Annotated in this window: 13 protein-coding genes; 6 read left to right on the forward strand and 7 right to left on the reverse strand. The window is 59.3% G+C overall.

Annotation, left to right across the window (positions count from 1 at the left end):
* The first annotated feature begins 67 nt into the window (after positions 1 to 67).
* The 6 genes from ABIE13_RS14820 to ABIE13_RS14845 all read left to right on the forward strand — a co-directional run bounded on the left by ABIE13_RS14820 (position 68) and on the right by ABIE13_RS14845 (position 4,782).
* Entirely contained in the window at positions 68 to 1,669 is a 1,602-nt protein-coding gene (locus ABIE13_RS14820) for a glycerol-3-phosphate dehydrogenase/oxidase (RefSeq protein WP_354444750.1), read from the forward strand.
* A gap of 463 nt (positions 1,670 to 2,132) precedes the next feature.
* A complete protein-coding gene (locus tag ABIE13_RS14825) occupies positions 2,133 to 2,945 on the forward strand; it encodes a hypothetical protein (protein WP_354444751.1) in 813 nt (270 codons plus the stop codon).
* Between the two features lie 96 nt (positions 2,946 to 3,041).
* Entirely contained in the window at positions 3,042 to 3,578 is a 537-nt protein-coding gene (locus tag ABIE13_RS14830; protein WP_354444752.1) for a GTP-binding protein, read from the forward strand.
* 2 nt (positions 3,579 to 3,580) lie between these two features.
* A complete protein-coding gene (locus ABIE13_RS14835) occupies positions 3,581 to 3,973 on the forward strand; it encodes a roadblock/LC7 domain-containing protein (protein WP_354444754.1) in 393 nt (130 codons plus the stop codon).
* Positions 3,970 to 4,335, forward strand: a complete 366-nt coding sequence (locus ABIE13_RS14840) for a hypothetical protein (RefSeq protein WP_354444756.1) — start codon at positions 3,970 to 3,972, stop codon at positions 4,333 to 4,335. Before ABIE13_RS14835 ends, ABIE13_RS14840 begins: the two co-directional genes overlap by 4 nt.
* A gap of 87 nt (positions 4,336 to 4,422) precedes the next feature.
* Positions 4,423 to 4,782, forward strand: coding sequence for a hypothetical protein (locus ABIE13_RS14845; RefSeq protein ID WP_354444758.1), 360 nt, complete (start codon positions 4,423 to 4,425; stop codon positions 4,780 to 4,782).
* An 80-nt stretch (positions 4,783 to 4,862) separates the two neighbouring features.
* On the opposite strand, the gene ABIE13_RS14850 is transcribed toward ABIE13_RS14845, so the two are convergent.
* From ABIE13_RS14850 to ABIE13_RS14880, 7 genes are all read right to left on the reverse strand, one after another.
* Entirely contained in the window at positions 4,863 to 6,026 is a 1,164-nt protein-coding gene (locus ABIE13_RS14850; protein ID WP_354444760.1) for an acyl-CoA dehydrogenase family protein, read from the reverse strand.
* A gap of 33 nt (positions 6,027 to 6,059) precedes the next feature.
* Entirely contained in the window at positions 6,060 to 7,235 is a 1,176-nt protein-coding gene (locus ABIE13_RS14855) for an acyl-CoA dehydrogenase family protein (RefSeq protein ID WP_354444762.1), read from the reverse strand.
* A gap of 12 nt (positions 7,236 to 7,247) precedes the next feature.
* Positions 7,248 to 8,228: a Bug family tripartite tricarboxylate transporter substrate binding protein gene (locus ABIE13_RS14860; RefSeq protein ID WP_354444764.1), complete on the reverse strand. Its 981-nt coding sequence runs from the start codon at positions 8,226 to 8,228 to the stop codon at positions 7,248 to 7,250.
* A 63-nt stretch (positions 8,229 to 8,291) separates the two neighbouring features.
* A complete protein-coding gene (locus ABIE13_RS14865; protein WP_354444766.1) occupies positions 8,292 to 9,074 on the reverse strand; it encodes an enoyl-CoA hydratase/isomerase family protein in 783 nt (260 codons plus the stop codon).
* Positions 9,075 to 9,077: 3 nt separating this feature from the next.
* Positions 9,078 to 9,893, reverse strand: a complete 816-nt coding sequence (locus ABIE13_RS14870; RefSeq protein ID WP_354444768.1) for an SDR family oxidoreductase — start codon at positions 9,891 to 9,893, stop codon at positions 9,078 to 9,080.
* Positions 9,890 to 12,037, reverse strand: a complete 2,148-nt coding sequence (locus ABIE13_RS14875; protein ID WP_354444770.1) for an acetate--CoA ligase family protein — start codon at positions 12,035 to 12,037, stop codon at positions 9,890 to 9,892. Before ABIE13_RS14875 ends, ABIE13_RS14870 begins: the two co-directional genes overlap by 4 nt.
* Positions 12,034 to 12,939: an SDR family NAD(P)-dependent oxidoreductase gene (locus ABIE13_RS14880; RefSeq protein ID WP_354445599.1), complete on the reverse strand. Its 906-nt coding sequence runs from the start codon at positions 12,937 to 12,939 to the stop codon at positions 12,034 to 12,036. The genes ABIE13_RS14875 and ABIE13_RS14880 overlap by 4 nt, the downstream gene beginning before the upstream one ends.
* Positions 12,940 to 13,072: the final 133 nt, after the last annotated feature.

Here is a 13,072-nt window from a genome sequence, read left to right on the forward strand (position 1 = left end):
GCGCGGTTCGCATCGGGGACCTCGCGTTGGTGCGGGAGAGGCCGACCAAACTGACCCGTTGCTTTATATGCACCCTGAATTGAATGCTTTGCCGTTGAGAACGGCACGAGCCGAACTTTTGAGTCGGCTCAAGGAACCTGTTGAATATGACATCGCAGTAGTAGGCGGCGGCGCGACCGGCCTGGGTGTGGCGCTGGATGCCGTGGCCCGAGGCTTCAAGGTAGTACTACTGGAGTCCCGGGATTTCGCGGAGGGTACTTCCTCACGCGCTACCAAGCTCGTGCACGGCGGTGTGCGCTATTTGGCCCAGGGCAATATTTCGCTGGTGCGCGAGGCGCTGCATGAGCGCACCACGCTGCTTAACAACGCCCCGCATCTCGCGCGACCTCTGGCATTCGTGATGCCGTCGTACAAGCTCTGGGAAACACCGTTTTATGGCATCGGTCTCAAGATGTATGACGCGCTCGCCGGGAAGGCCGGGTTGGGCGCTACTCAGTTCCTGAGCCGCAAGGAGACCATGCGCGACCTGCCCACGGTGCAGAGCGATAAGCTCAAGGGCGGCGTCAAGTATTGGGATGGTCAGTTCGACGACGCGCGTCTCGCGCTTGCCCTGGCGCGCACGGCTGCCAAGCGCGGTGCGCTGATAATCAATTACTGCTCCGTCGATTCGCTCAAGTACGAAAATGGGCGCGTCTGCGGGTTGGAGTGCGAAGATGCCGAAACGCACCAGCGCTTCGAGGTGCGTGCCCATTGCGTCGTGAATGCCACGGGTGTCTGGGTGGACACCTTGCGCGAGAAGGATGGGAATGCACAGGGCCGCCCCGTTAAGCCGATGGTCGCGCCAAGTCAGGGCGCGCACCTGATCGTCGATCGCGATTTCCTTCCGACTGATCATGCACTCATGGTGCCCAAGACGGCCGATGGGCGCGTGCTATTTGCCGTGCCATGGTTGGGCAAAGTGATCCTGGGCACCACAGACAGTCCCAAGGAAAAAATTGAGTTCGAGCCGCGCGCGATGCGCGAAGAGGTTTCGTTCATCCTCGGTGAATCTGCTCGTTACCTCAGGCGCGCGCCCCAGGTATCCGACGTTCGCAGCATCTGGGCTGGCCTGCGTCCGCTCGTGAAGCACCAAGACGACGATGCTGGCAATACCAAAAAGATCAGCCGCGAACACACAGTTCTGGTCAGCAGGACCGGCCTGGTGACTGTGACGGGCGGCAAATGGACGACCTATCGCTCCATGGCCGAGGACGTGCTCCAACACTGCATGGACAACAAACTGCTGCCGCACCGCAGGGCTGGCTTGACAGTAAATCTGCCCGTCGTGGGTTCCACTACCAAGCCCCAGTCGCACGGACTCAACGATCCTCAGGGGCTGCACTCTTATGGGAGCGAGGCGGATTTTGTGCAATCTCTTGATGGCTCCCAGGCGAGCCTGGCCCCTGGTTTCACAGAGAGTATGGTCCGTTTCGCCGCGCGGTATGAATACGCGCGCAACGTGGAGGATGTCCTTGCGCGCCGCGTCCGCATGTTGTTCCTTGATGCCAGGCAGGCCGCCTCAGTGGCTCCGGCAGTTGCGGAGATCCTCCAGGAGGAGCTGGGCGCAGACCCGCAACTTGATGCGTTTCTCGCGCTCGCGCAGCAGTACGCGAGCGTTCCAGCGCCTTAGCTCGCGGCTAGAAGAGCGCGCTGCAAAAGCGCGTCTATCCGAATCGCGCGAAAAATGAGTGCAACGTAGTGACGCCGGAGACCTGTGGATTGGGGTCCACCAACGGTTGCAGTCCTGCAACACGTGAGCGCTCCACCCCTTGTTCTTGTTAATGGTTTTCCCTAGCGCTTGAAGCACCTACGTCGGTGAAACATAAGCTTGCAAATTTAGGGTTCATTTAGTTCTACTATCGGACATGCAAACGCAGTCGGAAGAGCGTAGGATATATCTTTCGTCGCCAAAAAATCCCTGACAAGCCCATTGGGGCCTGGGGAATTCTCGCGGTTAAAAGTTTTCAATTTTCGGCAGGTTTGTTATGTTTTGTTGCAGAATTGAATCTTTTGTTTCAGATCGCCTATATACTTATTTCCACCCACCATCGTTGACCACCGTCTCGCCCTAGATTTCGATCTTCTGACATCCTATGTCTTGCTTGAAGCTCGGTTCCCATTCACTCAACGCTACGGAAGTCGCGCTGATCCGGATGATGTTGCGACTTTATGCACACGGGGGGAAATCCAGGTGGACTTACGTTGAAGCTCCGCCTTACGACGTTCTGTTGGTAGATGCCTCGTCCAATGAGGTGGCCCTTGAGCGAGAGAGCCCCGCGCAGGCTGCCAAGCGCGTATTGCGAATTACCCGAGACCAGATCGACGAAGGCGTTCAAGACGCACTTCCTCGGCCACTTAGCTCCGAAAAGCTGCGTGAATGGCTGGATGACGTAGAAAGCACATTGACCGCTCCTCCTGAAACAGTGGCTTTGGCGGCAGAACCTTCTACAACTGAGACATCTCCGGCAGAGCTACCTGAGGCGCAGTCTTCCCAGACCACGGTTTTGCCACTTGCATTCCTTCAGACGCGTGAGGAGTCAGAGCCTGAGGACCATTCCATCTCGCGCTCTTTTCCTGAAGAGGCACTTCCATCGGAGAATGATCCTCGCTTTAAGCTTCAGCGCTGGCCGCGACAGGGCATCTTGCGTGGCGACCCTGGCCGTATCCGCATGGCTACCCTGTTGACTCGCCGTGCCCTCAATGCGCGCGACTTGGTCAATTTGACGGGATTCTCTCCTCACGAATGCCAGGTCTTCATGCAAGTACTGCACGCTTCAAGCCTGCTACTTCCCTTGCAGCCGGTGGCGGCTCAAGGCAAGGCCACTAAAACCGCTCAAACCCCACCCGTGAAGCAAAGTTTTACGGCCAGCCTGATCTCAGGGCTCCGCAAGCGGCTCGGCCTCTGATCAAGTGACTCAGAGCAATCCGCTGCGCCTGGCCCTTAGAGCATCCCGCGCCAGTGTCTCGGTTGACACGGCGCCTTCGTCACTTTTTCGCAATCAATGAACGAATACAAGATTCTTTTCACGGGAATGATGGGGGCGGGCAAGACCACTGCCATCGGGGCCGTGAGCGAAACCCCTCCGGTGGTCACCGACGTGGTGAATACCGACAACTCCCATAGCAAAAGCCACACCACCGTAGGTCTGGATTTCGGCCAACTCACCTTGCCCAATGGCGACCGAGTGCGTCTGTTCGGCACGCCCGGGCAGGCACGGTTTGATTTTCTATGGAAGATTCTCGCCAAAAATGCCCTCGGTCTGATCATCCTGGTCGACAACTCCAGTGCGGACCCTCTTGCAGACCTGCGTGTATATCTGAGCGGCTTCGAGGAAGAACTCAAGCAACTGCCCTGCGTGATCGGTGTAGGCAGATTGCCGACCCACCCCACGCCGGGTCTTGAAGATTATCTGGATGAGTTGGCCGCGCGCAATCTCATATTGCCGGTCCTGGAGGTAGACGTACGGCAACGTGCGGACGTCGTCCTGTTGATCGACACGCTGCTTGCGCAGCTCGAAGCCAACCTATACGGAGTTTGAAATTGGGAAAGACGTTTGAATTGCCACCCAGCGCCAAAGCGTTCATCTTGCAAGAGTCAGAACGTCTACTTCACGAAATCTCAGGTGTGAACGCGGTCGTCGTTGCCACGGTGGATGGCTTTGACGTAGGCTCAGCCATGAAGCAAGGAGACCCCACGCGTGTGGCTGCTATGGCCAGCTCGATTTTCGCCATCAGCGGCGTGGTCTCCAGCGAAGCCCATCTCGGCCGCAGCCGCAGCGTCACCATCGATACCGACCAGGGATTTGTGATTGTCCACAGCATCTACCGCGACGATGCGGACCTCGTGATCAGCGTCATCGCCGGTGAAGACGCCATTCTCGGCCAGGTGGCCTATCAGGTCGCTCAGTTTGCAAGAAACCTGGCGGCCGCATGAAGGAAGCGCTTCTGCAGCAGGCCTTGGAAAACATGGCGAGCATGCCTGGTGTCGACGGTTGCGCGCTGGTGGAAATTGATGCTGGCATGGTCTGGGGCCACGCCGGCGCCATCGACGAAGTCCACACTTTTGCCGAAGCCGCCACAGACTATTGGCGCTTGTACAACCGACTGGCCCCCCAATTTGACACGCTGGGAAGTCTCAGGGCGTCGGTCATGATCCACAAGAAGGGACGCCTGACCTTGCTGCCTTGCGGTAAGGGCATGATGCTTCTCGCCTTGACGGGCCACCACTCAAGTACTGACTGGAGTCAGTGGCAAAAGCTGACCAGAGAGCTGGCAGTGCTGATGGAAAACCGATAGAGACCCATCTCTATCTTCTTACCCAAGAGGCCGAGCGATGGCACCTCGCACGGCTCATCCCTATCTAATCAACCGGAGTATGAATACATGGCCAATATCAAACAAACCCTTGATAGTTTGATGGAACTGGATGGAGCGCTGTGCGCAGCCGTAGTGGACTCCACCAGCGGCATGATGCTGGGCTCGGTTGGTACCGGCGTGGATCTCGAGATTGCGGCCGCTGGTAACACCGAAGTGGTCCGCGCCAAGGTCAAGACGATGCGTGCGCTGGGCCTGAACGATGTGATCGACGATATGCTGATCACGCTCGGCAAGCAGTACCACATCATCCGTCCATCATCTCGCAAGGAAGGTGTCTTTATCTACTACGTACTCGACAAAGGCCGCGCCAACCTGGCCATGGCCCGCCGCAAAGCGCAGGACGTGGACAAGGAAATGAATTTCTGAATCCCAAGCAGAGACGCTTGGGAGCAGATCTTGTTCACACTCAATCGGCAGACGAGAAGCTTGAGGAGAGCGCACGGGCATCACGCGTAAAGGCCCTGGCCCACCGATACCGCCTCTGCCAACCGGCCAAGTTGCTCAAATCGATCTCCCAGGCGGCGCTCAATACTGAGAAGGCGCCTCACCTGATGAGACAGAGCCAATTCTTCGGTCATGCCTATTCCGCCGTGAATCTGTACAGCATGCTCGCCCACCAGGCGGCATGCTGTACTTGTTTGGGCCTTGCATGCGAATAGCAGTTGTCGACGGCGCCGGCCATTGCCTTCGCGTGCGGGACCAAACTGATCCGCAGCCAGGCTTGCCAGCGAACGTGTCAATTCCACCTGTGTAAACATGTCCACGAGGCGGTGCGAAATCACCTGAAAACTCGAGAGAGGTTGACCAAACTGGCGTCTTGTTCGAGCGTATTCGCAAGTGGAATCAAGCACAGACTTCAGCGTACCCACAGATTCCGCACAAGCCAGGGCGACAAGCAAGTCATGTGCAGCTTCAATGGCCAGATAGGCACTCCCTTCTGGTCCCAGTCGGGCCACGGCCGGGACCACAACGCCGTCCAACAGCATATCGACACAAGGCTCTCCACAAATCCCTTCATGGCGCGCAAAGTGCACGCCGGCTGAACCTGCTTCCACAATAAACAGCGACAGGCCTTCTGCATCTCCGCTCTCGTGATCAGTGCGCGCAGATACCAGCCAGGCATCCGCTGAATCGCCAAAGGCAATGGCGCATTTTTCGCCGTCGAGACGATACCCGCCGCCCACTCTTTCCGCACGCGTTGCTACGCACCGCAGGTCATAGCCCGCGCCATGTTCTGCGTGGGCGAGCAGCATCAGCGCACTCCCATCAATCAAGGATGGCAACCAGTGCTCACGTTGTGAGCTATCTCCCAGATCCAACAGCACTTGCATGGATGCCCAAGCATCCTGATAGGGCTCGGCGACAAACTGCTGGCCCATGGCCTCCACGATAGGCAAGGCATCCGCCAGCCCATACCCCAGCCCCCCGTCTGCTTCAGGCACCAGCACGCCCAGCCACCCCATGTCCGCAAAGCGCGCCCACAGCGCACGGTCCAACGCAGCGTTGGAACTCCCTTGGTTGCGCAAATGACGGGCAAAGCCACATTGCTCCGCCAGAAAGCGCGCCGCACTGTCATGCAGCGCTAAATTGTCCTGAATCTCTGTCTCCACCTGTTGTCCCTTCACCTATACGATTGACACGCCCTAGAGTCCTAGCGCGAACTTGGCGATGATGTTGCGCTGCACCTCATTGGAGCCTCCATAGATGGAAAGCTTGCGCCAGTTCAAGTACTGCCGCAGCAGAGCCGCTGGCGGAGGCAATGGGCCCAGAGCGTCGCGAGACTCAGCACCAGGCTGATAAGGGCGCAGCGCTTCTACCAGCAATGCCGACAGGTTCTGCGCGATTTCCGTACCTCGAATCTTCAAGATCGACGGCTCCACGCCTATCCCGACGCCTGCTTGAGCGGCTGCAATCAAGCGCAGTGTGGTTCGCTCCAACGCCAGGAGATCCACCTCTGCTGCTGCAATACGTTCGGCGAAGCGAGGGTCTTCCAACAAGCTCCGCCCTCGCATGTCAGGCTGCGCCGCCAAGCGCTTGAGCAGCGCGAGTTCCCGCAGCGATCGGCCAATCTTTCCTGCATTGAAGCGTTCATGGCCAAGCAAGGCCTTGGCATAAGTCCATCCGTGGTGAAGTTCACCCACCACATTAGTAAGCGGCACACGCACTTGATCGAAGAAGACTTCGTTGACCTCGTGCGTGCCGTCCAGCAAGATCAGAGGCCGAACCGTGATGCCCGGCGTATCCATATCCAGCAACACGAAGGAGATGCCCTCTTGCGGCTTGGCCACAGGGTCGGTGCGAACCAGACAGAACATGCGGTTGGCATAGTGGGCATAGGTGGTCCACGTCTTCTGACCATCAATGACCAACTCATCACCATCGATGACTCCGCGGGTTCTGAGAGAGGCCAGATCGGAACCAGAACCGGGCTCGGAATACCCCTGGCACCACCAGTCCTCGCTGCTCAGAATGCGCGGAAGGAAAAACGCTTTTTGCTCTGGTGAGCCATGTTTCATCAACACGGGAGCAAGCATCTTGGGGCCGAAGGCAAAGACCTCCGGTGCGCCCGCCAGCCAGCATTCCTCCTCAAACATATAGACCTGCTGAGGTGTCCAGCCGGTGCCACCGAGAGACGCCGGCCAGCCCGGTGCCAGCCAACCCTGGGCGTTCAAGGTTTTCTGCCATCCGACCAGATCTTCCTTGGTCAGCAGTGCATGCTCCAGCACCTTGTTGCGCAATTGAGGCGAGAGCGACTCGCTGAGAAATTTCCGTACTTCAGAGCGAAATTGCAACTCGCCCGCTTTATCCAGAATAGCCATATCGCGGCGCGATCAATCGATTGAAATATTGTGTTCGCGGATCAGGGCGCCCCAACGGTCGCGATCGGCTTTGACGTAGTCGTCGACCTGAGCCGCATCCATGGGTGGCATCATGAGAATGCCGGCTTTGGTGAACGTGGCCCTGAATTTTTCGTCGCGCACAAAACGCGCACTTGCTTGTTGGATTGCGGTGACCACTTCTGCTGGTGTACCTGCTGGCACGGCCAAGCCAAGCCAGCTGGCGGCGTGGAACTTCGAGTATCCAGCTTCCTGCAACGTGGGAGTATCCGGCAACCACTGAATGCGTTTATCCATGGGCACAGCCAGAGCCTTCAGCTTGCCGGCCTGAATGAATGGCAAAGCTCCAGGCAGTACGTCCACATACAACTGCACATCATTGCTCATGAGCGCAGTGAGCGCGGGCACGCTTCCTTTGTAAGGCACCTCGGTCATGCGTATGCCTAGTTCCGATTCAATTTTCTTACCCGTCAGGTAAGTCACATTGCCCTGGCCCAGGGAGGCGAAGTTGAGTTTTCCTTCATTGGCTTTTCCAAATGCCGCCAGGCCACGAAGATCCGTGATGGGTGTCTGCAGATTGGTGACCACGACGGTCGGCACCTCGGCGACGATGGTGATCACGCGCAACTCCCGGATCGGGTCGTAGTTCAGCTTCCTGGTGACCAGCGGAGTCACGGTCATGTTCCCGTTGGAAGCCATTAACAAGGTGTAGCCATCGGCAGGTGAGCGGGCAGCAGCCCCGGTGCCCACCATGGCACCGGCGCCAGCGCGGTTATCCACGATGATGGTTTGCTTGAGCTCGCGGCCAATACCGTCGGCCAGTGCGCGCGCCAGGTTGTCGGTAATACCTCCGGGTGCATAGGGCACGATCAGCTTGATCGGCTTGTCTGGATAGTTCGCGAAGGCCGCCGTGGCCAGCAGCATCGCGCCGACAGCTGTGGCAGCGGCGCGCAAGACTTGAGTCAGTGCATGCATATCGTCTCCTTGGTTGTTTCGCAGTGAGAAAAATCCAGGGCGTGCGGACCGATGTGTTCGCCCTTATCGTCCAGAAAAACGCGGTTTACGCTTCTCCTGGAATGCTGTGACGCCCTCGGCGAAGTCCTCTGTTCCGAAGACCACTGCCTGAGCCATGCTTTCCTTCAGCAGGAATTCGCTGAAACTGTCTTTGTAGGCACCCGCCATGAGCGCCCGCGCCAGACCGAACGAAACCGTGGGTCCCGTGGCAATGCGCTGTGCCAGGGCCAAGGCTTGTTGCAAAAATCCTTCGCGGGGAAAAACCCTGCTGACCAGGCCAAGCGACAACGCCTCCTGCGCTTCGATGCGACGGTTAGTCAATAGGAGATCATTGGCCTGGACACGGCCCACCGTGCGCGGCAAGTGGTAGAGCAGGCCCATATCGGGCAGTACCCCGACGTTGGCAAACCCCGCCATGAAGTAGGCGTCTTCAGCCGCGACCACTACATCGCCGAACAGACTGAGCGACAGCCCCGCGCCCACGGCAGGGCCGTTGACTGCAGTCACGATGGGCTTTTCGCACTCGGCCAACAGGCGAATGCTCGCATGCGTCTTGGCCATTCGGCGGCGCACGCTCACCGTGCGGCGATCGTCCTGCATGGTGCGCAGATCTCCGCCTGCGCAGAAAACGCCCTCACTTCCAGTCAGCAGCATGCATTTCAGGCTGTCGTCGTCTGCAAAACGACGCGCCTGATCCAGCAGCGCCTGTTTCATCTCCGCTCCTATGGCGTTGCGCACTTCGGGCATGCGCATCTCCAGCACCAGCACGCCGTCGGCCACTTCGCTGTGAATAGCTTGCTTGTCCACGGATCACACTCCCGCGTTCGATGAGGCAGAGACAGTCTCTTCCACTGCGTGATTTCGCGCACCCAACAATGAGATGCCGCCGTCCACCGGTATCAACGCGCCCGTGATGTAGCTCGCATCTTCGGAACCGAGGAACAAGGCCATGGCAGCAATGTCTTGCAATGCGCCCAGCCTGCGCAAAGGCACGCGTCCGGCCATGCTGGCCCGGGCACTGTCCGAGACCAGCTTGGCCATGCCCGTCGTACCTTCTATCGGACCCGGCACGATGGAATTGACGCGAATGCCCTGCTCGCCCCACTCCAGTGCCAGCACGCGCATGATCTGGTCCATGCCGGCTTTGGCTGCACAGGCATGGACTTGCATGGGCGCTGGGTTGTAAGACTGGGGTGCAGAGATGTTGATGAGAGACGCGCCAGGTTTTTTCAGGAACGGGTGTGAGGCATGCAGCACGTGAAACGTGCCGATCAGGTCAATGTCCACGACAGCCTTGAAGCCGTTGGGTGAAAGCTTGAGCGCCGGGGCCAGGAAATTGCCCGCCGCGCCGGACACCAGAACGTCAATGTCTCCCCATTGGGCGTGCACAGCACCGAGCACCTCTTGCACACGCGCATAGTCCCGGACATCACCGGTATGTCCCGAGACTTGCCCACCATGGCGTGCCAGGTGGACCTGCGCGGAAGCCACCCGCTCTGCGTTGCGGCTCATGACGGCCACGCGTGCGCCAGCTGCAGCGTAGGCGTCTGCAATGCCGAGATTGATGCCGTTGGTGCCGCCCGACACAAACACGGTTTGGTCACTGAAGTCGTAGCGGGATTTCATTTTCCGGTCTCCTTGCCATGGTTTGAACAGGTCTGCACCAACGCATCCAGCGCATAGGCTCCCTGGCCGAGCGGCAGGGCCAGCACCGGATTCAGGTCGACACTCTCCAACTGATCGCCGGCGTGGTGTGCAAACACAGACAGGCGCGAGAGCATCCGAGCCAGGGCCGGCACATCCACAGGTGGGCGACTTCTCATACCGTCCAGCACGCCCACGGAGCGGATGGATCTCACCATGCGTTCAGCTTCCTCTTCATTGAAAGGGCATCGTCGAAGCACGACGTCATTCAACAACTCCACAAAGATGCCACCAAGTCCGAAGACGGCCATGGGGCCGAACACCGGATCACGTTGAATCCCCATCAGGCATTCGACGCCCCCCTGCATCTGCCTGGCCACCAGCACGCCTTCAATGGAAGCATTCGGTACATGAGCCTTGGCGCGCGACAGGAGCAGATCAAAACCTGAGCGGACCGCCTCTTCATCGCCCACGCCCATCAACACACCGCCCATCTCAGTCTTGTGTGCAATATCGGGCGAGACGATCTTGAGCACCACGGGCCAACCGAATGACCGCGCAGCATGGACTGCCGACTCAACATCTGCACAAAGCTGTTCAGGCGCAATGTCCACACCGTGCTCGGCCAGCAACTGCTTGGCCTGAGCTTCCGACATCGGGCCCCTGGGCAGAGTGAGCACGGCAGGTTCGGGAAGCCAGCTGGAGTGGCTTCGCTCAAACGCTTCGCCCAACCGTCCCATGGCTGCAATCGCACGGGCAGCCCGCACCGGGTCTTCGAGTACCGCCAGACCTGAGGCGTCATACGCGCGCTGGCGGTCTTGCGTCATGGTCCCGGAGACGACAAACAGCCGATCGGGGTGCTCCTGCCGTAGCACCGCCAGATCTTCCATCAAGCGGTCTGCGACGGGTGGAACGCCCGCCAATTGCGCATAGAAGCTGAGCACGGAGGTGTACTGCCCCTCTTCCACCATCGCGCGGGTAAAGCTACGCACCAGGGTCGGATCGTTCAGCGCCTGAGCCGTGCAATCGACGGGATTGACTGGAGAGGCATAGGGCAGCAGCTCAAGCAATCGCTTCTGCGTCGCGAGTGGCATGGGCGGCATGGCCATGCCTTCATCCTCTGCGATGTCACTGATAAGGACACCGACCCCGCCGCTGATGCTGGCCACCCCCAACGTGTTGCGTAAAGGATAGGTCTTGAGGGCCGCCATATAGGCCACGTCCAGCAGTTCATCGACCGAACGAACACGCGCCACGCCAAACTCGCGAAGCACGGCGTCAGTGACGACGTCGTTACCAGCCACCGAAGCGGTATGAGACTGCGCAGCGCGATGCCCGATGGCGCTTCGTCCCACCTTGAGCATGACCACCGGCTTGCGTGCGCGTTGGGCCGCTGCCAGGGCCTCTACAAAGACGTCTGCGCGGGTCACGCCCTCCACGTACGCCGCAATGACATCGACTTCGGGGTCTTGTGCATACCAGTGAATGATCTCCCCCACCGTGATGTCGGCCTGGTTGCCAGTGGTCACACAAAATGGAGTTCCCATGCCCCTGTCTCGCGCCAGGCATACCAGATGAGAGCCGAAAGCCCCGGACTGGCTGACCACACCAATGCGTCCGGCGCGAGGCCATCCACTTTCGAAAGCCGTGGTAAACGTTGCATACCAACCGACGTTGGCATTGAAGAGGCCGAGGCAATTGGGACCCAGCATGCGCATGCCATGGCGGCGCGCGGTGTCGAGCAGTTGTTGCTGAAGGGCCGCCCCCTCACCGGGGACTTCCGCGAAGCCGGAACTCAACACCACCGCCGCGCGCACCCCTTTTTCACCGAGAGCCTCCAACGTACCCACTACTTGAGGCGCCGGAACGGCCACGATGGCCGCGTCCGGCGTGTGAGGCAGCGCGGCCACTGAGTCGTAGGAGCGCAACCCCTGGACCTCTGCCCGCGCCGGGTTGATGGGATAGATCTCTCCCTGATAGCCCGCGCGAAGCATCCAGTTGATGGGCCGGCCGCCGATGCGCCCGGGGTCTGAAGAAGCCCCTACCACGGCGACACTGGCAGGCGCCATCAAAGCGAGCAGGCCTGGGTCTCGAAGCGATGATGCGTCCAAGGCGCGCGCATTCATACCGGATCCCAGGTGAAGACGTCACTGGATCGATCGACGCCTACGAAGCTGGAGCGCAAGGCAGGCATGGCGTGTTCGGCCACCGTCTCAGGTGTCCAGCCCTCGCCTCGGTGCACCGAGCGCAAAGGCCTTGGCTGGCTCATCAGAAAGATCTCGTTATTGCGCACAGCAAATACTTGCGCGTTGACGTCTTTGGCAGCATCGCTGGCCAGATAAACCGCCACTGGGGCAATTTTCTCTGGCGTCATTTGCTTGAGCTTTTCAACACGGGCGGCTTTCTCTGGCGTGTCTGTGGGCACCGAGCCTGTCATGCGGCTCCAGGCAAATGGAGAAATGCAGTTGGAGCGCACGTTGAAGCGTTCCATGTCCAATGCAATCGATTTGGAGAGCGCCACAATGCCGAGCTTGGCAGCCGCGTAGTTCGCCTGACCCATGTTGCCGATCAAGCCGGACGTGGAAGTCATGTGAACCAGAGCGCCCGATTGCTGTTCTTTGAAGTGCCTGGCAGCCGCACGGCTCATGTAGAAGGCGCCATGCAAATGCACCTGCATGACGGCCTCCCAGTCCGCCACACTCATGTTGTGGAAAATCCGGTCGCGCAGAATGCCGGCGTTATTGACCACGCAGTCGATGCGGCCGAAATGATCTACGGCAGTTTGCACAATGCGTTCAGCCGAACTGGCCTCTGCCACGCTGTCTTTGCTGGCCACCGCGCGCCCTCCAGCCGCCTGGATTTCCTGCACCACCCGTTGACCGGGTGCATCGTCGAGGCCGTCCCCCGTCAAACCGGTCCCTATGTCATTGACCACCACTGCAGCGCCCTGAGCTGCCATGGCCAACGCGATCGCTCGCCCAATGCCATTGCCCGCGCCGGTCACCACCACCACTTTGTCCTGCAGCATTCCTGATGTCGTCAACATGTGTCTCCTGAATAGATTTCGTTGGAACCAAGCTCAAGTCTCAAAGCACAAGGGCCACTCACGCGCTATGCCGTGGGCGCTGCCGATGCAAGGGGTGCGAAGTGGGCGCCAGTTG

It is taken from the genome of Ottowia thiooxydans (assembly GCF_040548795.1).
GTDB classification, from domain to species: Bacteria; Pseudomonadota; Gammaproteobacteria; order Burkholderiales; family Burkholderiaceae_C; genus Ottowia; species Ottowia thiooxydans_A.